Annotated in this window: 15 protein-coding genes; 4 read left to right on the top strand and 11 right to left on the bottom strand. The window is 58.6% G+C overall.

From position 1 onward, the window contains the following. Both ACH9L7_RS15875 and ACH9L7_RS15870 read left to right on the top strand, forming a co-directional pair. Positions 1 to 1,194, top strand: a complete 1,194-nt coding sequence (locus ACH9L7_RS15875; protein ID WP_396611654.1) for a dockerin type I domain-containing protein — start codon at positions 1 to 3, stop codon at positions 1,192 to 1,194. 3 nt (positions 1,195 to 1,197) lie between these two features. Further along, positions 1,198 to 2,034, top strand: a complete 837-nt coding sequence (locus ACH9L7_RS15870; RefSeq protein WP_396611653.1) for a PGF-CTERM sorting domain-containing protein — start codon at positions 1,198 to 1,200, stop codon at positions 2,032 to 2,034. A 164-nt stretch (positions 2,035 to 2,198) separates the two neighbouring features. Here the strand turns inward: ACH9L7_RS15870 and ACH9L7_RS15865 are convergent, their stop codons facing one another. The 7 genes from ACH9L7_RS15865 to ACH9L7_RS15835 all read right to left on the bottom strand — a co-directional run bounded on the left by ACH9L7_RS15865 (position 2,199) and on the right by ACH9L7_RS15835 (position 13,587). Then, entirely contained in the window at positions 2,199 to 2,918 is a 720-nt protein-coding gene (locus ACH9L7_RS15865; protein WP_396611652.1) for a class I SAM-dependent methyltransferase, read from the bottom strand. 159 nt (positions 2,919 to 3,077) lie between these two features. Next, positions 3,078 to 4,178, bottom strand: coding sequence for a hypothetical protein (locus tag ACH9L7_RS15860; RefSeq protein ID WP_396611651.1), 1,101 nt, complete (start codon positions 4,176 to 4,178; stop codon positions 3,078 to 3,080). A 149-nt stretch (positions 4,179 to 4,327) separates the two neighbouring features. After that, on the bottom strand, positions 4,328 to 7,324 hold the full coding sequence (locus ACH9L7_RS15855; RefSeq protein WP_396611650.1) for an FtsX-like permease family protein: 2,997 nt from the start codon (positions 7,322 to 7,324) through the stop codon (positions 4,328 to 4,330). Between the two features lie 18 nt (positions 7,325 to 7,342). Next, positions 7,343 to 8,032, bottom strand: coding sequence for an ABC transporter ATP-binding protein (locus ACH9L7_RS15850; protein ID WP_396611649.1), 690 nt, complete (start codon positions 8,030 to 8,032; stop codon positions 7,343 to 7,345). Between the two features lie 46 nt (positions 8,033 to 8,078). Beyond that, positions 8,079 to 9,752, bottom strand: coding sequence for a hypothetical protein (locus tag ACH9L7_RS15845; RefSeq protein WP_396611648.1), 1,674 nt, complete (start codon positions 9,750 to 9,752; stop codon positions 8,079 to 8,081). Continuing rightward, positions 9,745 to 12,708 (bottom strand): FtsX-like permease family protein, encoded by a 2,964-nt coding sequence (locus tag ACH9L7_RS15840; protein ID WP_396611647.1) that lies wholly within the window; start codon positions 12,706 to 12,708, stop codon positions 9,745 to 9,747. Before ACH9L7_RS15840 ends, ACH9L7_RS15845 begins: the two co-directional genes overlap by 8 nt. A gap of 321 nt (positions 12,709 to 13,029) precedes the next feature. Further along, positions 13,030 to 13,587 (bottom strand): metal-dependent hydrolase, encoded by a 558-nt coding sequence (locus ACH9L7_RS15835; RefSeq protein ID WP_396611646.1) that lies wholly within the window; start codon positions 13,585 to 13,587, stop codon positions 13,030 to 13,032. 213 nt (positions 13,588 to 13,800) lie between these two features. Here ACH9L7_RS15835 and ACH9L7_RS15830 point away from each other — a divergent pair, with 213 nt between their 5' ends. Together ACH9L7_RS15830 and ACH9L7_RS15825 are read left to right on the top strand one after the other, a co-directional pair. Beyond that, positions 13,801 to 14,055: a hypothetical protein gene (locus ACH9L7_RS15830; protein WP_396611645.1), complete on the top strand. Its 255-nt coding sequence runs from the start codon at positions 13,801 to 13,803 to the stop codon at positions 14,053 to 14,055. A gap of 314 nt (positions 14,056 to 14,369) precedes the next feature. Next, complete coding sequence (locus ACH9L7_RS15825; RefSeq protein WP_396611644.1) at positions 14,370 to 15,605, top strand: glycosyltransferase family 2 protein; 1,236 nt, start codon at positions 14,370 to 14,372, stop codon at positions 15,603 to 15,605. Between the two features lie 331 nt (positions 15,606 to 15,936). On the opposite strand, the gene ACH9L7_RS15820 is transcribed toward ACH9L7_RS15825, so the two are convergent. From ACH9L7_RS15820 to ACH9L7_RS15805, 4 genes are all read right to left on the bottom strand, one after another. Then, on the bottom strand, positions 15,937 to 16,821 hold the full coding sequence (locus ACH9L7_RS15820) for an IS1595 family transposase (RefSeq protein ID WP_396611643.1): 885 nt from the start codon (positions 16,819 to 16,821) through the stop codon (positions 15,937 to 15,939). 234 nt (positions 16,822 to 17,055) lie between these two features. Next, complete coding sequence (locus ACH9L7_RS15815) at positions 17,056 to 17,877, bottom strand: IS5 family transposase (RefSeq protein WP_396611642.1); 822 nt, start codon at positions 17,875 to 17,877, stop codon at positions 17,056 to 17,058. A gap of 330 nt (positions 17,878 to 18,207) precedes the next feature. Further along, on the bottom strand, positions 18,208 to 19,632 hold the full coding sequence (locus ACH9L7_RS15810; protein WP_396611641.1) for a polysaccharide biosynthesis C-terminal domain-containing protein: 1,425 nt from the start codon (positions 19,630 to 19,632) through the stop codon (positions 18,208 to 18,210). Positions 19,633 to 19,638: 6 nt separating this feature from the next. Next, the gene (locus ACH9L7_RS15805; protein ID WP_396611640.1) at positions 19,639 to 20,841 is read right to left on the bottom strand and encodes a glycosyltransferase family 4 protein; all 1,203 of its coding nucleotides are present in this window, start codon (positions 20,839 to 20,841) and stop codon (positions 19,639 to 19,641) included. Between the last annotated feature and the right edge of the window lie 37 nt (positions 20,842 to 20,878).

Genomic DNA, 20,878 nt, shown 5'->3' with positions numbered 1-20,878 from the left:
ATGACAGCAAAAATCTCAACGACGGTGGCCGCACTCGTGGTGGTGGCATCGATAGCGTTCGGTGTCGGCCCCGGAATCGCGGCTGCCAACGATCACGCTCCGTTCGCGGTCTCCATCGACGCTCCGGACGACCTCAGTACGGACGGCAACCAGACGATAGCAGTAACGGTTACCAACAACGAGAGTACGGACCTCCTCAACCCGGTCGTGGAGGTTCCGATTAGCAGTCCGTTCTCGCTCGCAAGCGGGGCGGAAGACGCAGTCTACGTGAACAACACGAGTGACGTACGCGACGCGCAGGTCAGCGACAGTACGTTCACGACGGGCGACGCCATCGTCATCAACGGCGAAGTCGTCCCGGCAGGCGAGAGCCGCACGTACCACTTCAACGTGACGCTCTCTTCGGCCGGTTCGACCTCGCTGACCGCTGACGTTCGCCCGCTGTACAACACGCAGAACAACGAACGCGTCACCACGACCCTCGACGTGAGTGGTGTCGGGACGGTCGATGCGAACATCCAAGGCAACAGTAGCGCCGCGGTCGTTATCGACAGCGCGGACAAAGGCGCCGACTCGGTCAGCGAGACGGTGCTCGAAGGCACGCACACGGTCACTGCGAACTTCCCGAACGCCCCCGAATTCGAAGTCGGGGTCGGCATCTCGGAGACGCAGTCTGTGACCTTCGTCGAAGGGACAAACGACATCCAGGAAGTCGCGTACACCGGCAATGCACCGTCGCACGTCGGTAACTCCACGTCCGAGACGGACGGGAACGCAACGACGCCCGTCAACGCGACGGTAACGTTCACGTTCTCGAAGTCCAGCGGGACGACGGTGTTCGACATCTCGGCACCCGACAAGCCGCTTCGCGGCGTTGGCGACGCGAGCAGTGGTGCGAACATCATCTCCCAGAGCGAACTCGACGGCGACAAGCGCGTGCGCCTCAACCAGACCGGCGCGGCGACGCAGGTCACCGTCGAATTCGAGGGTTACGAACTCGGAAACGCTGACCTCGACAGCGATGTCGACGCGAGCGACGCATCCACGATTGCCGAAAACGTCTCCAACGACAACAGCGCCGACTACGGCGATGTCAACGGCGACGGTCAGGTGAACGCCGTGGACGCCATGCTCGTCCAGCAGTACGCCGATGGAAACCGTGATGCAGACTACACGCTGAGTGGAGGTCCCTAACCGATGAATATCTCGAAGGCACTCGCAGTCGCACTGTGCGCCGTCATGCTCGTCGGCGCAGTTGGTCTCGGCGGGGCGGTGACCGGAAAGACCGTCCAGGTCGATTCGGTCGGCACGCTCCAAGAGGGCACCAGCGATTCAACGACGCTGACGGCCTACAACGTCGAGGACGCTGATGGTGTCGGCTCCTACGAGCTGAACATCAGCTACGACGACAGCACGGTCGACATCTCGGTGTCCGGCAACAGCCGATTCGACGTCGAGACGACCGACCACGGCAACGGGACGGTGACCGTTGTCGGCTACACCGGCGAGACATCCGGTACGACCGGTAACATCTCGCTGGCGGACATCACTGTGACCGCCCAGTCCGTCGACAGCAACACGTCGGCAGACATCACGGTCACGGTCGAAGACATCACCGATACCAAGGGCAACGACCTCTCCCACACCGGTGGCGTGACGACTGTCGAAGTCGCCGCTGACACCGACGATGGTGGCGACGACGGCGACACTCCCCCACCGAGCGGTGGCGGCGGTGACGACGGCGACGACGGCGACACCGACGATGGTGACGATGATGATGACGGCGACACTGGCACTGCAACGCCAACCGCAGAGCCAGGTACGACGACGACTCCGTCGACCACGACCACCACGGCTGGTCCGACGACCACCACGACGGCCGGTCCGACGACCACCACGACGGCTGGTCCGACCACAACCACGACCACTTCCCCGACGACCACCACGTCGTCGACCGGTATCCCCGGCTTCGGGACGGTCGTTGCGGTTGTCGCGCTGGTCGCAGTCTCGTTGATTGCGCTCCGTCGCGACTAACCACACCCCCCATTCCCCCTTCGTTATTTTTCAAGCCGTGAGCGGCCCGCTCGGGTCGACCAACACAGTTCGGAGCGCCCGCTCAGGCGGATGCGAGAGGGACTCGCGCACGAAGAAGAACGCAGCGTGCGCAATCAGAACCGAGTTGTCTCCACACGCAGTCGCTATTCGGATTTCGACGCTCGGACACAGAGGAACGTCGGGTATTTCAAGCGTTTCTCGTAGGACTCAGGCTTTTTCTCTTTGAACGTCTCTCGGGGCTTCGGTTCGACCAGTTCGTCCAGTTGGAAGCCTGTTTCGAGGAGTGGGTTGATGGCCTCGGAAAGCGGTCGGCGATAGAACGGAACGGCAACGTCCTCGCCGTCAGCCGACCACGTCATGCGTTCCTGTTCGACTTCGAAGTAGTTCTCGGCCTCGAACGCGATGTACTCATCAACCGGGTGGTGGGCCGAAAACACGAGGAACCCACCCGGCCGGAGGACGCGCGCGAACTCCGCGAAGGGCTGTCGCCAGTCTTCGACATAATGGAGCGACAGGCCGGAGACGACACCGTCGAACTCATTGTCATCGGCGAACTCGAAGGGCTGTGTGATATCGGCCCGGTGGATTTCTACTCGGTCGCCGAGTTGCCGTCTCGCCTGTTCGAGCATCGCGGCGTTCTTGTCGACGGCGACGACATCCGCCCCCTGCTCGCTCAGCCACTCGGCGTACCGTCCGTGTCCACAACCCGCATCGAGGACTCGTTTGCCCGCTACGTCTGGAATGAGTTCCGTCATCGCAGGAAATTCCAGGTCCGCGCAGTACGGGTCTTCTTCCTGCGTCTCGTACGTCTCCGCCAATGCGTCGTACGCGTCGTCTACGGTGGGGCTCTCCTCGGGTGGCATGAACGCGATTGTGCGCCACTCGTCGAATTAGTCGTTGTGGTTTCAGGTTTGGGTCATGCTCAACCGTCGGGTCTCCGGACGCACCATCGTCTCACGGAAGACACACGAGCGATGGAGGACCCCGGGAGAACCCGGGAGAAAATTCGGCGTTCGGTGCGACTACCGACGCCGGAGTGCGGCGAGTCCGAGGGCGAAGACCGCACCGAGGAGGAGCATTCCGCCCGAACTCCAGACCGGGACTTCAGTCGCCGTCGTCGGAGAGTTCGGTGAGGTGGCCGACGTCTGATTCGACGCTGTCGTCGTCGCCGTGGTCGTCTGGGTGGTCGTCACCGTGGTGTTGGGTTCGGTGGTCGTCGTCTGCTCGGGAGTGGCCGTCGCGTTCGAGTCGCCGGGGGTGGTCGTCGTCGAGTTATCGGGAGTGCTCGTCGTGTTCGTGCCGTTGGGGGCGCTGGTCGTCGTGGTCTCAGTCGGGTCGGACGACCCGTCGCCGGACGAGCTACCGTCGTCGGACGAGTTATCGTCGTCGGGGAGCGACCCTTCCTCTACGACACTCACCGTCACCGAATCGCTTATCGCGATGAGTTCCTGTTCACCGTAGACCTCGTTGTCGCTCTTGACGCCGGTGTACAGTTCGTAGTCACCCGTTGAGAGCGACTCTACGTCCACGGAGGCGGTGTAGTTCAGGCCCGACTCTTTCGTCGCCACCGTCCGGACGATAGCCGACCCGTTGGTGAGCGCGACTTCGACTTCCGCCGGTGGGTTGTCGACATCGTCGCTCTCTTCTGTGAGGTTGATTTCGACATCGAGGGCGCGCTGTTCTTCGACTTTCGACGCCGCCGTCTGGTCGACGGTGTAGCCGTTGATGACGAACGGTTCGACGGCGTACACCTCATCCGAGTCATTCGTCGCGGCGATTGCGTACGTTCCGGCGTCGTACCGGTCCAGATCGAAATCGTAGGATGCGCTTCCACCACCATCCACGTTTTTACTCGCCCGAAGTCGCTGTTCGCTGTCGATGAGTCGAATCGAATACGACTCGTTTGTCGGACCGTCTGTGGAGGCGCTCACCGTCCCGTCCAACGAGGCACTTCCGATTTCGTCGATTGTTTTGTCACCCCACTTCGTCGAGATAGTTCGGTCGGGAACGTCGACGCTCCCGTCGATATCAACATCGTACGCTGTGTCGCCCGCTGCCGAAAGCGGGGCGGCGGCGAGACACACCAATAACAGGGTCGAAACGAGGACCGTAGACCATTGCATCTGTTGTACATGCCCATTCAGTCGTCATGGATAAGTGTATTTTTATGTAGAAAGACAATGTTCTGCCACAACAGTTCGTCAGTGGCCGCGCAGGGTTTTCTGCGTAACAGTTCGTCAGTGGCCGCACAGGTTTTCCGGCTAACAGTTCGTCAGTGGCCGCGCAGGTTCCGGCCAACGTCGTATCGAACGAACGCGTAGCCTGCGAGGACGGCACTGCAAACAGCGAGACACACCGCACCCAGTGTGGCGAGCGCCACCAGAAGTGGGGAGAGCGGCACGGCGAGTCGAATCCCGAAGATGACGAGAACCTGTAGCTGTTCGAGTGCCCACAACAGCGTCACCGCGGCCGCAAACGAGACAATCGCGGCCGGGATAGCCAGTTGGACCGCGTCGGTCGTGAGCATCCAGAGAATCCGCCGTCTGCTCGCACCGGTCGCGCGATAGACGCCGATAACGCGGCGGTTCGCGTGGACGGCCTGCGCGAACGTCGCCGTCGTCCCGCCAATCGTGCTGAGTCCCGCGAGCGACACCATCACCACGAAGAGCAGTTGGACGTTTCCGAAGACGTTCTCGATGGCACGGCTAATTCCGGTCCCCTCGGAGTATTCGCCTTGACTCGCGAGCGTCGCTGCAACGCGCTCGTCTCCAGTGACGCGGTACGTCGTCGTCGCGATGACCGTCCCGTCGGAGACGAGTCGGAGGTCGTACGACCCCGGTGCGAGTTTCTCGTCGAAGCCGACTTCCGACGCCGAGAGCGTTATCTGGGAGATATTCCCGCCAGCGAGTTCGACTTCTCGCGTCTCGGTCTCACCGGGCGTGACGAGTGTGAGATTTCGGACGAGGAACGTGCCCCACGGATTGGCAACCTGAATTTTCACGACGGGCTTCGTGAGTCGCGTCCCCGACGACGGGGAGACGGACAGTCGCCCGCTGAGTCGCTTCGGCGTGCCCTCTTTCACGACGAGCGTGTGTGTCGCGGGTTCGTAGCCTTCTTTCGAGATGGTGAGCGTGTAGGTTCCCGGTTCGGAGGGGACGCGCATCGGGACCGCACCCTGATCGTTCGTCTTCGCCCGCCGGTCGTCGAGCGTGACCGTCGCGCCGGAAACGGCGGACTCGTTGGTCGTCGTCGCGGGGACGATAATCGTCGAATCCGGCGGTGCCTGCGTGGGGTACTCCGGCGGGAATCGGAGCGTGTTGGGCCGGTGGACCGACACCGAGCGCGTGACGCCGTCAGCTTCGATGGTGTACTGTCCCGCCGTCGCGAACTGCGTCTCGAACGTGATACGCGTCGACGCGCCCCGCTTCAGCGTGAGTTCGCGTTCGAGCGCCCGATTGCCGACGTGAACGGTGACGGTGTCAGTCGTCGTCTCTGCACCGAGATTCTGAACCGTCGCTGTCACCTCGTAGGGTGTCCCGACGCCGACGCTGGAGTTCCCAGAGAGCGCAGTCACGAGCAGGCCTGACGACTGGTTTTCGAACGAGTTGAACCGGTCCTCGGCGTTCTCCGTTCGAATGAGGTGGACGGTCCCCTCACCCGTCGCGAGCGGTTGCGTCGTCTCTAGCGGAACGACGAGTTGGTCGTCGGTCACGCCACTCCCGCTGAACGCGCCGACGACCGTGACGCGCCGGACGCCCGGCGTGACGCTTCCGCCGAGCGTCAACGACTGGCCGACTTCGACATCCAGCGTCTGGGCGAGACTGGTCCCGATGACCGCCTCGTCGGCACTCGCGGGCGGGCGTCCCTCGACGAGGGTGGCATCCGTGACCGAGCTAAATGCGGTATAGTTCGCTCCGCGAATCAGGTACGGGGTAGGACCGCGCGACTGCGCGTACACGACCTCGGGACTCGCTTCGATACCCTGTGCTCTGAGGACGGACGCGTAGTCTTCGCTAATCCGACTGTTCAGCGGGTGGGCAGCACCGCTCTCGACGATTGTCCCGCTCGATGTCGTCGCCAGCGGCGCGATTGCCCCGCCAATCGCCCCGGTGAGGAGGATGATGAGCATAAACACCGACAGCGTGGCCGCCGTCGGGACGAACGCTCGCCAGTCGACGAGCGTTGGGCGGAACACCTGTCGAAGTCGTCCGAAGGCGGCAGGAAGCGTCGTCGACCGCCCCTCGTCGCGTCCGAACCGGGGGTCGCCACGGACGGCCGGAACCGATGCAATCGCGCCCGCGACCACGCCCATGGCGAGCAGAAAGCCGCTAATTCCCAGAAGCGACAGCGCGATGTCGCGCGTGATGACCGTCTGTATCGAGACGGGAAGGCCGACGAAGGTGGCGGCGTTGATGACCGCGTTCGTCGCGATGACGCCAACCGCGTAGCCGAGTGCGATACCGGTCACAGAAAGGATGCACACGCGCGCGAGGAGAATCGCGAACAACTTCCACGGCGACGCACCCGTGGCGCGAGCGACCGTGATGAGTTTGTGCCGGTCCCGAATCGACATCCGCATGACGTTGTACACGACGACGAGGACGAGCAGGCCACCGCCGAGGACCGCGACCGAGAGCGTTCGGACGACTTGCGTAATCCCGCCCACGAGGAACGACAATGCGGCGATAAGCGGGATGGCTCCGGACTGCGTCGTGTGGGTCTCCTCCTGTCCGAGGTCGAACACGAGGGCGCTCGGGGACCCGAGGTCTCTTGCTGTCGAGACATCGGTGACGTACCAGTCGGCGGGGAAGATAGTGCCCGCGACGCGATGTGGATACACCGTGACCGAGCGCGTGGTCTCGCCCGTCAGTTCCTGCGTCTGGACGGTCGATACCGGACCCGAAACACCGTCATCCGGAGGGACCGGGAGTGATGCCTCTCGCCACGAGACAGACGCGCTCTCGATAGTTCGCGGTGCGCCGTCTGGCATTCCGACGACGTAGCGCGTCTCGCCGTTCGGAAGTGTGACGGTCGTGAGTGCGACGACGAGGTGTGAGTCGGGTGCCTCCGCGACGGCCCGGTCGTAGGAATCGGCGTGCGTGACCGACGCGCCGCTTTCCAGGTCGGAACTGAGCGTTCCGGTGTACGTCGCCGCGGTGAGAAGCAACAGCGTCGAACCCAGCAGGAACGCTGTCGTGACCGCGATGACAGCGACGCTCAGCCATTCGCGCCGCGACCACTTCGAGAGGAGCGTCGTCGCGTAGCGCATCTTACCGACGCGGGACAGTCATTGCGTTTGGAGGAACTCGACGCTCTGGTCGTCGCGATGCAGCGACCCGTCTTTCAGCACCAGTGTCTCGTCGAACCGTCCGGAGAGCGCAGGGTCGTGACTGATGAGCACCAGCGCCGTGTTCGTCTGTTCTTTGATTCGGAACAGGAGGTCCAGCACGCGCGTTGCGGTTTCGGGGTCGAGTTGCCCAGTGGGTTCGTCCGCGAAGACGATATCCGGGCGGTTGGCGAGCGCCCGTGCGATGGCGACGCGTTGTTTCTCCCCGCCGCTGAGGGTCGCGGGGTACTGGTCGGCGAGGCCCGTAATATCGAGTGCGTCGAAGAGCGTTTCCAGCCAGTCTTCGTCGCGACTGCGCGTGTGGTCCTGTGGGAGGGCGGCGTTGTCCCAGGCGGTGAGGTCCGGGATAAGCTGGAAGTCCTGGAAGACGAAGCCAATCGTATCGCGCCGCAGGACGGCACGCTTTCGCTCGGGGAGGGCGCTGGCGTCTTTCCCGTGGACGTACAGCGACCCGCTGGAGGGCGTGCTCAGGAGACCGAGGACGTTGAACAGGGTCGTCTTCCCGGCACCGCTCGGACCCTGAATGAGGAGGGAAGTGTCGCTCTCGACGGTAATCGAGACATCGTCGAGAATGACGGAATCGCCTCGTTCCACAGTAAGGGAAACGCCACGTAACACGGGGTCCGTCATGTTACTTCCCGTTTCAGGCTTCACCTATGTATAGTGTGTGGGTTGACTAGTTTACGTGCGCCGTCGATTCGGGAGACGCGTGACACGTCGATTCGCCCGTCGGTTTCGAAATCACGACCGGGTCGTTGCCCGAATTGGCGTAGACGACGTTTCGGGTGGTCGTCCACCTCTCGTACGTGTCGGTATCGACCGTCTCCGGCGCGGTGGGGAACAGGTGTGCGCCCGTCGTCGTCCACGAGCGCTGCGAGACGACGGGACACTGTGGACTCGGCCCGCCAGTCAACCAGCTTGCGACACCGGTGACGGCAATTGGGTGTCTGAAATAGTGGACTCCCACGCGCGTCAGCGAATGGTCGCTCACCCAGACGCCATCGGAGTGCGTCGAGGCGAATCGGACGCCTTCGAACTCCGACTCGTAGGTCGTACTCGGAACCGTCGCCGTGTCCATCGTGAGATAGGCGAGCGGCGCAGTCGCGAGCGTCGCAAGGAGAACGACAGCGACGAGCGAGAGTCGGAGCAGACGGCGTGATGTCGACTGCGCCGCCCGCTCCAGCAGTCGAACGATGACGACGCCACCGAGGAGTGCCACGGGGATGTGCAGGAACGTCTGTGCGCGCATCACGGTGTCGTAGTACTCCGGCGTCAACGACGCCGTCAACCCGAATCCAATGATGGTGACCGGGGCGAGAAAGACGGCCGTCGGGATGACGCCACCGCGGTACGCCCCGAAGATATCGAGGCCCAGTGCAGCGATGACCGCGAAGGCCCCGAGGAAACTCACGAGGATGAGAATCGTCCGCGGAGTGGCCGTCGTTCCGGGGAAGATTGGCGAGATGGCGTTCACGCCGACGATTGCGAAGAAGCTCCCGGCGACTGCGAGATACGAGACGCGCTTGATTCGAAGGCCGGTTCGTTGGACCCAGACGATACCGATTGCGAGGACGATAATCCACGCGAGAAAGAGTCCGGGATAGGTCGTCACCCGGTCGACGTACGGGACCGAAAGCGGGGTCGACGCCTCTGCGTATCGGTAGTAGAAGAACATGTACGCCCAGAAGCCCGCCGACAGCGCGCCCGGTCCGGGGAGCGACCGAATCGACAACCGAACCGAGAGGTGCCGGACGACAAGGGCAGTCACGACGAGCGCGGCGATGAACGTCGAGAACGTGTGGGTAAGCGGGAAGACGACGAGAATCGGGACGACGACAGCCCACCAACGCGGTCCCGAACTGCGGAGTGCGAGGTGCAGTGCGAACGCGAGCGTGATGACGAGCAGGATACCCAGAATCTCCTCGTCCGGGACCGACGTGCGACGGAGGAACAGGCCCTGAATGGCCAAGAGGACGGCCGTCACCGCGCCGACCTTGGTGGCGAAGGCGTCTCTGTAGCCGTAGTCGCGGACGACGCGGCGCGCAATCACGGCCGCGACGAAGCAGATGCTCGCCCCGATGACGGTTGCGAGGGGCTGAATCACTCGGACGGCGAGCGTGTCGGTGAGCACGGTGACGACAGACAGGAGCACTGTGAACCCGAGGTTGTCAGCGCGCATCTCGAAGACGAGTCCGCCCGTCTCGGCGGCCGTCTGGGCGAACCACGCGTAGTCGAATCCATCGAGTGTCGAGGGATACGAACTCCAGTACAGCGGCAGGGCACGGAGGAACAGCGCGAGGGCGACGCCTGTGAGGAGGACCAACAGCGCACGGCGACGACCACTACTCATGGGTGTTGGATGTGTTTCCTGCGGGGACGGGTATATGTCTATCCACTAAGAGTGCCGCCGGGTCGCGAAGCAGGAGGGACACCGTCGCCAGCGAGGCGCTCGTCACTGCGAGCAACACGCCCGCTGCGACCATCCCGGCGACGACCGGAAGCGACAGCGTCGGCGTGAGCGCGATACCAAACACGCGCAGTTCACCCAGCGAGAGCAACCCGACGACTGCGACGACGGCAACGACGAGTGCGCCGACCGCCGAGACGAGTCCGATTTTCAGCGTGTCGATGAACACGAGTGCGAGGATATCCTGCCGTCGCGCACCGGTCGCCCGATACACTCCAATCATGTGCCGCGCCGAGTAGATAGACCGGGTGAACGCCGCGGTCGTACTTCCAACCGTCATCACGCCCATGAGGGTGATGACCGCTGCGAGGAGCACCTCGATATTGCCGAACACGAGCTGAATCGCCTGTGTCAGGCCGCCGCCGCTCGAATAACGGCCACTCTCCGCGAGCGCGACACCGAGTCGTTGGTCACCCTGAACCGCATAGGTCCGGGTCATTGGTTCGGCGTCGCCAACCTGCGAGGTGACGGTGTACTCGCCAGCGGGGCGCTGGGGGAACTTCGCTGAGAGACGCTTCGTCGCTCCCGGCGGAAGCGACACGCGCTGGTCGCGGGCCGTGTTCGGACCGCGGAGGCTCACTGTCGTCGTGAGTGTGTCCTCCCACGGGTTCGAAACAATGACCGTGGCCGTCGGTTTCGTAAAGAGACTCGGCGCATCCGGTGAGACGCTGAGCGTCTGAAGCGGCCGCCTCTGGGCGTCTTCGGAGACGGAAACCTCCGTGGTGGCGGTCTGGTCTGCGTCCGAGGCGGTGACGGTGTACGACCCCGTAGAGTTGAACGAGACGCGCACCCGGCCCTTGTCGTTCGTCGTGACCGTCTGCCCGGCAACTGAAATCGTCGCATTCGACACGGGTGTCGTCCCTCGCGAGACGAACAGTTGCGGTGCTGCATCGACGGGTGCCTCGGCCGGGGCAGTCACGGTGAGCGGTTCGACGACCCGGCCGCGTTCGTCGAGCGTGACCGATTTCGAAACCTCGCCGACTGCGAGCGTCTGTGTCCCTTCGCGTACCGACTCGACGGGAACGAACACCGTCGTCGAACGTCGGCTTTCGAGCGAGACTGTCGTCTGCGCTTGCGACTCACCGAGCGAGATGGTGAGCGGTCGAGTGGCGTCGGCTAACCCAAGGTTCGTGGCGCTGACCTCGACGCCCGTCGTCCCGTTCTTTCGCGTGACCGACGCGCTCGTAACGACAATCGTGGACGTGTTCTCGGCCGTGTCCGCGAGTCCACGGGTGCGGATGAACTGGACCGACTGCGTGCCCGTCGTCGTGAGGTGTCTGGCCGTATCGAGCGATACGAGGAGTTGGTCGTCCTGGATGCCGCTGCCCTCGAATTTTCCGACGACTTCCACGCGAGTCAGTCCGGGTGTGGTACTCCCGCCGACGACAATCGTTTCGCCAACGTCGATTCCCGTCGCTCGCGTGAGGTCGGCACCGACGAGGGCTTCGTGTCGTGACTGCGGTGGTCTCCCGTCGGTGATGGTCGTCCTCGCGAGCGACGAATACGCCGAGTAGTTCACGCCTCTGGCGACGAACGGGGTGTCGTCGTACACTTCGAACAGCAGGATTTCCGGACTCACGTCGATGCCCTGGCCGCGGAGCGTCGTCGCGTACGACTCGGGGACGTTACTCGCAATCGGGTGGGGTGCATCCGGCTCTGTAATCGTCTGTTGGCCGACGCCGGAGAGCGGTCCGACCGCGCCGACGATTGCGGACAACAGGAGAATCACGCCCATGAACACGCTCAGCGTCGCGGCCACGGGAACCGCCGCCTCCCAGCCAACAATCTGGGTGGAGACGAGTCGGCCCAACGCGGTTGCGGGGTCGGTTCGTTCGGTCTTCGGCGTCGAGGTGAGTACCTCCGGCGCGGCGGTCGCTTCGGGGTACGACGCGAGTATCCCCGCGACTATTCCCGCTCCGAGCAGAACCACCGTCGCGATACCGAGCAGTCCGACGACAGGTGGCGAAATCGCGAGCGAGAGCGACGTGGGAAGACCGAGGTAGATTGCGGCGTTCAAGACGGCGCGGACGATGATGACACCGAAACTGTAGCCGAGCGCGAGGCCCAACCCGGAGAGGACGACTGCCCGAAACGTGTACAGAGCGACGACCTGAAGCGGTGTCGCACCGGTCGAGCGCAGGACCGCGATATCAGGGCGGCGTTCTTTGATGGTGATTCGGACGACGCTGTAGATGGTCACGCCGACGAGAATTCCGCTGGCGAGCGTGGCAAGTTGGAGGATGCGGACGAGTTCCTCGGTTCCGAGGACGAAAAAACGGAGGGCAGACAACAGCGGTGTCGCCGCGTCGCCGTCAGAGGTCGTGAGTGCGACGCGTTCCGTGGGGCCGAGTTCGGAGACGGTTTCGAGTCGCCCGACGTACCACGTGTCTTCGATAACAGGGTTCGGGGACCGACCAGTGACGGATACGGTCGTCGTCTCTCCGTTCACCGCGACTTCGGCGTTCGTCGGTGAGTTGGGGCCACCGACAACCGCAAGCGTCCCTTCGGCAGGAGCGGGGAGTGAAACCGACTGGTCGCGGACAGTGAGTGTCGGCGCATCGTCTGGAACGCCGACGATTGTGACTGGCTCGCCATCGACCGTTGCGTGGACGAGTGCGAGCGTGGCGACCGAATCGGACTGTGTCGCACCCGGCGCGGCGCTGGTGTGTTCGATGCCGTATCCGGTTCCAAACTCGTCGGATATCGTCGTGGTCTGGTTCCCGAGTGCGACGCCGAGGAGCGCGGCACCGACGAGAAACGAGACGGTGAGGGCGATGACGAGGACCGCGAGCGTGTCTCGCTTTTCCCACCCGAACGAAAGCGCACGACGATACCCCATTGTGTTCTCTGGGCCGAACCTCACGAGCGGTCACATTAAGTGTATGTGGTCTCGCTGACGCGTCGCCAACGCGGTGGCCGCAGGCGTTGGCTGATACGTTGTCGGTGACGCGAAAATCGGACCATCATATCGGTGGGACAGATTGCGAGTGGGACGCCCCCTCGGCGGAGTACTGTCCTCCCTCGCCGTAATCGGTGTCTGGACCTTGGTGTAACAGAAGTAAGTCTGTTATAGTCAGTGGGTCTGATTGGGAGTCAGGCAGGGAGCAGTTGTGGGTAGGTCCCGTGTGGGAAGCAAGTAGTCGAACGCACAGTGCGTGCGTCAGTTCCGCGGGTCTGGGTGTGTTGCTGTGTCACCGCTGTCGGTCTGCTTTCGTCGATAGGTGTGCCGCAGCCAGAGCACGACAGCGACCGCGAAGAGGAGATACTGGAACTGCATCTCGGGGGAGTCGGCTCCGAGGTCGAGCAGTCGAACCCACGGTGGGATATCGTCTGCGGGATAGTCGATTGCGGGGAAGACGGGCCACAGGAGGAATCGCAGTGCGGCCCACTCACCACGGAGTGCGAGCAGGTACGTGTCGCCGACGAAATGCGAGAGGACGGCGATGATGAACGCCCGTGCGTGGCGTTCGAAATCGGTGTGGGCTGTGCGCTTCGCGAGGATGGCGAGTGCGGGAAGGACGAACAGCAGCGAGTGGCCGAAGGAACGCCCACTCGGCAGGACACCGAGGAAGACGAGGGGTTTGTCGACGAGGTCGGGGGCCTGGGTCCCGATAGCGAGGACGAGAAGCGTCAGTCCGTGTGGGAGCTGTCGGTCCGACAGCCAAGCGACCGCCGCATAGCAAAGATAGCCCAGTGCGAGGTGACCAACCGGATACACAGGTAGTCGATTCAGACGCACCCACATAAATTCCCGACTGAGAGGGTGAACACAGTGGTCAGATGGGGAGTGGCGACCTATCCCCAGTGGATTACTTATTCAGAAAGCGTTAATTATCTGCCAATAGAGCGTACACCCGAGCCAGTACTCGGGAATCCACGGTGGGTGGTTGGATTCTCGGGAATACCCGCTGGAGAGAGTTCGATACAAACTATGGTGGAAACAGAATACGACGTGGGAGAACCAGTACCGGTGGAGATTTGCCCGGAAGCCGACGACGGCGTCGACCTTCGGTTCGCAGTCCCAGTAGAGGTGTATCGCGGGTACGGTACCGCGAAGCACGTCTACCCTGTCGAACGAGTCGAGGGTGTCGACGCGTTATTCACACTCAACGCGGAGATAGACTCAGACGTACCCGTCGCCGACGACGTCCAACTGTACTCGGTTCCGCACGACGAGTTACGGTGACTCACAGCCGATGAACGACGAACAGTATTGCGGGCGTTGCGACGCGGTGGCAATCGAAGCGCCGGGCCGCGATGCGATGTCGCACACTGCCGAAATTGCAGCCGTGCCGACGCAAAGTGAACACCCGTCTAGCCGACTTCAAAGACCGGTTAGAGTCCATGATTCTTCACACAACAAACTCTTTAACGCCTCACCATACTGTTTAAAGTAGCATTCGCATACGGGGGAGAGTACACCCGAGTCGCGGCCTCGACTCACAGCCCAGGTCACAGTCTCGACTCAACGTACTAACACAACAGATAGAGGAACACAACATGGGGACCGCAAGTACGCTCAGTGAACGCCAAAACATCGACCAAATACGCAACGGAGAGTCGACCGCAAAAAAACAGCTTTCAGGAGAAGACCTGCTGCTTTCAGCAGACAGCGACCTCTCGCCAGTCCTCTCGGTGGTGATGCCCACCCTCAACGAAGAGGACGGCATCGCCCAGTGTATCGAGTGGATCACGAACGCGCTGGAAGAACTGCAGGTGTACGGCGAAATCGTCGTCTCGGACAGTTCGACCGACCGAACGCCCGAGATTGCAGAGGAGATGGGCGCTATCGTCGTCGAACCCGACAAGAAGGGCTACGGCTACGCCTACCTCTACGCGTTCGAGCGCACCCGCGGCGACTACATCGCCATGGGTGACGCCGACTGCACCTACGACTTCGAAGAGTTGCCGAAGTTGTTGGACCTCGTTCGGTCCGGTGATGCGGATATGGCCATGGGCTCGCGGCTGGAGGGTGAGATTCTCCCCGGCTCGATGCCCCCGCTGCACGAACACGTCGGGAATCCGTTGTTGACGAAATTCCTGAACGTCTTCTACGGCGCTGGCGTGAGTGACGCGCATAGTGGGATGCGTGTCTTTACTCGAGACGCCTGGGAGACCATGGAGTGTTCGTCGACGGGCATGGAGTTCGCCAGCGAGATGATTATGGAGGCCGGCGCGAAGGATCTCGAGATCGAGGAGAAGCCGATCACGTATCATCCGCGTGAGGGTGAGGCCAATCTGGAGAGCTTCCCCGATGGCTGGCGGCACGTTCGGTTTATGTTGGTCAACGCGCCCGGCTACCTGTTTTCGGCACCCGGCTTCGGCCTGTCTGTGGTTGGTGTGTTGGCGCTGGTGCTCGCGTGGAGTGGTCTGGAGATCGGTGGTGCGCAGTTCGGCATTCACACCGGGATTGGTGGTGGCCTGCTGACGCTCGCTGGGTTTCAACTGATGCTGTTCGGAGCCTTCTCGACGGTGTCGTCTGACCCGGTTCGTGGGGCCTCTGATCCGTTTACGACCTGGTTTACGAAGCGGATTTCGCTCGAGCGAGGGGCGACGATTGGCTCGCTCGTGTTCCTCGGTGGGTTGGCCTACGGTGGCTACCTTGCCGTTACGTGGGTGACCAGTGGGTTCAGTGCGCTGCCGATCGCGGTTGCCGACGTTGTGGCCACCGTGGCTGTGGTGGTCGGGTTGCAGATGGTGTTCGGGTCGTTCCTGTTGGGTTCGCTCAGTAGATAGCCAGCTTATTTATTCCCAACGCATAAATTAATATTCAGGGTTGATTTTGGAAGGCATATACTAAGCCGAATACGTGATAGATCATATCTACGAGGACGGATACTTTACAGGTATAGCAATCACATTGGCTAAGAGTTTGATCAACACCTACGTTCTGATATCGCTACACAATTTGGATATTTCGTCCAATGAACCGTATCGCAGTGCTCAAAATCTGCTGAGCGAAATGGTACAATTCTCACAGGATTGCCTCAAAGAGAGCCATCACTTAATTACTTAACGCTGATTAGACCATATATTGTTTTCGCTCATGTGTAGCAGATTGTTGATTTCAGAGAGTCGCTTTGACAGCGTGTTTGAGTGCTTCTCGACCGGGTTTTCTGAAGAGTTCGCTGCGTAGCTGAAAGGCGCGGAGATACTGTGTCAACTTGTCCTTCGAGACGCCTCGATGCGGCGAGAGCCACCGTCGCGCCAGCGACGCGTGGCTCTCGCAGGTGTTGACGTGAACGTCTCCATCAGCGTATTCGCCGTCACCGTGGACGACGTATTCGCGGGCGAACTCGTCGTCGTCCTCTAGTGGGTCGTATGCCCGAAATCCGTCAGTGTAGACGGTCAGCGACACCTCCTCGTGGTCTGCGAGGAGGAGTCGCACTGTCGATTCGTCGGCGGATTTCGCTGGGACGACGTATCGCTGTCCTGTTCCACGGTCAACGATGGTGAAGACGGGTGGTTTGTCTCCCTCGTACGAACCTAGCCCGCGCGTGGACAGGCCACGCGAGCGCGACTCTTGGTCGCGCTCGCGGCCTTTCAATCCGGCAGAGACGTACACTTCGTCGATTTCGACCGGTCCAACGAGGTCGAGTTGAGGCGCGTCGAGCGCTCTGGTAAAGCGCTCGACGCGACGGTGCATCGTCTTGTAGGTGACACCAATCTCCCGCTGAAGTTGGCGGAGACTCGTGTTGAACCGTAAGAACGCGTAAATCGAGAACAACCACTTGCGGAGCGCAACCTTTGAGTGAGCGAAAATTGTGCCCGTCTTATCGTTGAACGTGCGGTCGCAATTCTTACAGAGATAGCGTTGAAACGCCCCATAGCTGCCGTTCTTGACCGTTCGGTCAGAACGGCAGCGGGGGCACTCGACGCCGTCACGCCAGCGAACCTGTTCCAGCAGGTCCGCTGCGAGCGATTCCGAGCCAAACACATCGAGCGGAATCATTCGTGTCGGACACCGCTAGCGCGGTGTCCTTGCCCTCTTCGATTCCAGAGCAACAGCTGAACTGTATCAACAATCTCCTACAGAAGAGCGTATTGTTTTTAATGAATCATTGCGGATTTAGCAACAATTTCTGTTGAGCTAACAATCACCTGAACATATGTCGGTGGGTTTCAATCCTCTTGTCGTGAGAAATGAATTCATCGGCTCTGTAGTTTCGGCACACTGCGGTCGATTTCACGGATATCTCACGCTCCGACGAAGGTTGTAGACAATGGCTTTCAGCAGCATTTCACGGAACTCAAGCCACCAGCTCCGCGCACGCACGGCAGCGCCGAGCGTGCGCTTGATGCTTGAGAAGACGGTTTCTGACATGGAGCGTTGGTGGTACCGATCACCGTCCATGCGGGCGTTATGGGCATGATCGAGCGGGTTCATGATTCTGTGCTTGATCAGCGGTCTGATGCCGTTTTCGCGGAGTTCGTCGCGGAAGGCTTTCGCGTCGTAGCCTCGGTCGGCAGCGAGGCTTCGCAGGTCGCCGGCGTTGCGCCGGGCGACCTGCGGGCCGATCTCCGCGTCGTGTTTCTTCGAGGTCGTCGAGTGGATGTCGGTGATGTACAGCGTTTCGACATCCACGAGAGCCGTGACTTTCAGTGCTCGAACGCGGTAGTGCGTGCGGTTGGCGTAGTGTCGGCTGGGCTGATCACGGTCGAAGCCGGTCGAGTCGATGGCGGCGTGGCCAGTGCGTTTCTCGGCTGACGCGCCGAGAAACGCACGCCACGTCTTCGTGGGAATTCGCTCAAACCACGTGCGGAGAACGGTGTAGTGAGGGAGCCGGGAGAGACCTATTTCTTCGAGGACGTTGGGCATCTCGCTGAGCAAATCTACCGCGACGCGGTAGGATTTGCCCAGCTCGATCCGAAGTGCATGAAGCGTGAGCATCGCCCACTCGGCGAACCCGCCACCCTCTTCGGGGTCGGCGGGTTCGTCCGGGTTCGCAACAACTGATTTAGACTTAGCAACCGTAACACGAGTGAAGAGACGGATTTCGGATGTCACACCGATCTGTCTCTTCGCTTTCTACGGCAATAACGCAGTCGCGGCGTCTCTGTCTAGCGAAACTACAGAGCCAATTCATCTATAATTGGCCTCTCTTCCCATGAATTTCCACGGATGCTGTTGAAAAGTCGTTTCTCAGCAAATAACAAGATGTGGAGACGGTTCAGCAGAGGCAAACGTTCTTGACTACTGTATAATTGAGGTTAATCTAAGAAACGTACCCGTCTTCTCGTCGATCAAGTATGTTAGGTCGGACGAAACACGAAAGAAAATCTCGCGAATTCGACTCAGAACCAATCGTTTGTGATTTCAATCTGGATTTGAGCGTAATTAGTACCCGTCATTCACCATGTTGTCAATGATAGTTGATATTTTATACCTAGTCGGTGAAAATCCATACAATAAACAAGCATAACTCACAGCTCCAATTAAAACAAGTACTATTAGATCGATTATTGAAGAGATTCCTAGTACCCTCTTCGAGAATAAGACAATAATGCCCATAAATAGTGAACCTGCTGTAGCTAGGAAAAGGCCTTCCAGGGGTGGTTGAATTCGAACAAATCTGTTTAAGTACAACGTATGGAGGAATGTGTTTACAGAAAAGGATATCAACGTGGCAAGAGCGGCACCGACGATCCCAATAGTAGGTATGAGAAGGATGTTCAGGAAGATATTGAGGAATAACGTGAGTACTGTCGACTTTGCAGCAAGTTTAGGCTGATTAATTGCGTTTAAAACTTGTCCAGTTATCGAATGTATCGCATTTGGGACTTTTTCAGCCATCAAAATAATCAAAACGAGCCAGGCAACGGCATATTCATTTCCAAATACGACAGATAGTATGTCTTCACTCAAAATTATTGTCCCCACCAATGCTGGGATGACAAGAACTAATGAGACAAACAATGAATCAGAGATCAGCGTTTCTATCTTATTTTTGCTTTTGTTCTCGTTCCAAAAACTAACTTGTGGGAACATTGTGGTGCTAACTGAATGGGAAAACAATATAACGACGGTAGCTACACGCCACGCAATTTCATAGGCACCAACCAACGATTGAGACACAAAGAGTCCTAAGATAAGAACGTCCATCCAATTATAAAAATACGATCCCGCCATACCAATTGAGCTGTATCTCGCATAGTCTAAGATCGACTTGAAATGATCAATATCGGGAATGTCTATTGAAATAGACACTTTATTTGCCAACAGAAGAACCATCATTCCCAGTCCAACTAAGAACGCAATCACAATCCCTTCAACACCAAAATCAAAAACAACGAATACTACACCAGAAGCAACCCAAGAGAGTTGGCGAATTATTTGTGGCATTGCAGTCTCTCCGACTCGAAGTTCACCAGCGAGTACCTTTTCCAACACCTCGGCAGTTTCGTGCAATATGACGCCAAGAATCAGATACAAAGATAAATCAGCACCTAGGTATGCGTTGATCTGTGTTTGAAACAATAGTAAGATGGGGAGTATAAATAGCAGTACTACTATTTTTAATACTAAACCTACTGCTAAGAATTCACCTTGATCATTACTTTCACTCAAACGTTTCTGTACTGCTTCACTAATTCCTGCATCTGCAGGAACATGAAGTCCCCTGATAAGAGCATGGAAGAGAAAATAAGTACCCATCTCGCTAGCTCCCAGTTGTCGAGCAAAGAATGCTAGCGCAAGAAAATTCAGTATAGAAGTCGCTACTTTTTGAGAAAATAACTTAATAATAGACTTTCCAATATTCATTATTTATTAAAGGCAGGATTGGTATATATTCTCAAGCTCCTCAACAACTGTTGAATAGTGTATGGATTTTTTATACTTGTCTACGCCAGCTAAATCATATTCGTCTTTATTCTTGACAAAATCTTCTAGACTACCCTTCAACGCGGATACGGAATTATGCTCAAAAGTAGTTCCAAGGTTGTTTCTTTCGATGACGTCACCTACATCTGTATCATTTGGACCAATAACGTGAGTACGTGCCATACAAGCCCTACGTAAAGGCCCGGAGATTCCCATCTTCCGCCGGTAAGGAAGAACAAGAGCATCACTAGCAATGAAGTAGTAATCAACTTGTTTTTCTGGAATATACTCTAACCTTGGAATTAACAGGTTTCGATCTACTAGCTCATCCCATTCTGGAATATCTTCTCTTGTGATTTCTTTTTCTTTCCCAGCATATGTGACAAAGAAGTCATCGTCTGGGAGATCACTTACTGCCTCTGCTAGTATATCTGGACCTTTTTCATACCTGAGTTCTCCAAAGAATAGATACATAGTCCCCTTTTTAGGGAGGTTTAAGATGTCTCTAGCCTCTTTTTTTGTAATATCAGCATTCACCTCTGGGGTTGGAGCAGGAATATTTTCAATGAACTGTTCATCAATTCCTGTTTTTCTTGCCAGTCTCCGTTGAATATTCTGATCATGGACAATTATTTTTTTGAGCCTATGGTTATCAACCATTCTTGATTTTAATTTGTCATTTATTCCTGTGAATATGTTTTCCGCTAGCGTCCGTAATTTTAGACTTAGATACCCATATTCATCAGTTTCGTAATTCGAGTCAAATGGTTCATCTCTGTGGAGAGATGCAATTATTGGCAACTTATTAGATTGGTTTCTTAAATTAAACCAAATGGGAATCTCAGACAAGTCCAGAAATAGGAAATGAATCAAGTCCAGATTCAAATCCAGCTCAAGAGTGTCTTTAATTTGTCTTGACCGATTAATTTGGACTTGTGCTTGCTGGATATATGGTATGTTAGAGTGGGTGACAGACCGTACCGTTTCAACCGAGAAGTTTGGCCCATTTGGAAACTCAGATAGCTCATCGTTAGCTTCTGAGGTAATGAATACTACCTCGTGGTCCAGCTCAATTAAGTGTTCAGAGATATACTTTGCGTATGGTGTATGATGTCCTGCAGATTCAAAATCGACTAAGCCTACTCTCATTCTTCTCCGTATCTGATATTTATCGACTTATAGATTT

The organism is Haloferax sp. S1W (genome assembly GCF_044593955.1).
Classification (GTDB): Archaea; Halobacteriota; Halobacteria; order Halobacteriales; family Haloferacaceae; genus Haloferax.
This window is presented reverse-complemented; position numbering and strand designations above follow the sequence as displayed.

Excerpts from the sequence above, each read along its gene's own strand:
- ACH9L7_RS15805 (WP_396611640.1), bottom strand. The coding sequence starts at position 20,841 with ATGAGAGTAGGCTTAGTCGATTTTGAATCTGCAGGACATCATACACCA.
- ACH9L7_RS15830 (WP_396611645.1), top strand. The coding sequence starts at position 13,801 with ATGGTGGAAACAGAATACGACGTGGGAGAACCAGTACCGGTGGAGATT.
- ACH9L7_RS15820 (WP_396611643.1), bottom strand. The coding sequence starts at position 16,821 with ATGATTCCGCTCGATGTGTTTGGCTCGGAATCGCTCGCAGCGGACCTG.
- ACH9L7_RS15870 (WP_396611653.1), top strand. The coding sequence starts at position 1,198 with ATGAATATCTCGAAGGCACTCGCAGTCGCACTGTGCGCCGTCATGCTC.
- ACH9L7_RS15840 (WP_396611647.1), bottom strand. The coding sequence starts at position 12,708 with ATGGGGTATCGTCGTGCGCTTTCGTTCGGGTGGGAAAAGCGAGACACG.
- ACH9L7_RS15850 (WP_396611649.1), bottom strand. The coding sequence starts at position 8,032 with ATGACGGACCCCGTGTTACGTGGCGTTTCCCTTACTGTGGAACGAGGC.
- ACH9L7_RS15810 (WP_396611641.1), bottom strand. The coding sequence starts at position 19,632 with ATGAATATTGGAAAGTCTATTATTAAGTTATTTTCTCAAAAAGTAGCG.
- ACH9L7_RS15825 (WP_396611644.1), top strand. The coding sequence starts at position 14,370 with ATGGGGACCGCAAGTACGCTCAGTGAACGCCAAAACATCGACCAAATA.
- ACH9L7_RS15875 (WP_396611654.1), top strand. The coding sequence starts at position 1 with ATGACAGCAAAAATCTCAACGACGGTGGCCGCACTCGTGGTGGTGGCA.
- ACH9L7_RS15865 (WP_396611652.1), bottom strand. The coding sequence starts at position 2,918 with ATGCCACCCGAGGAGAGCCCCACCGTAGACGACGCGTACGACGCATTG.
- ACH9L7_RS15845 (WP_396611648.1), bottom strand. The coding sequence starts at position 9,752 with ATGAGTAGTGGTCGTCGCCGTGCGCTGTTGGTCCTCCTCACAGGCGTC.
- ACH9L7_RS15860 (WP_396611651.1), bottom strand. The coding sequence starts at position 4,178 with ATGCAATGGTCTACGGTCCTCGTTTCGACCCTGTTATTGGTGTGTCTC.
- ACH9L7_RS15855 (WP_396611650.1), bottom strand. The coding sequence starts at position 7,324 with ATGCGCTACGCGACGACGCTCCTCTCGAAGTGGTCGCGGCGCGAATGG.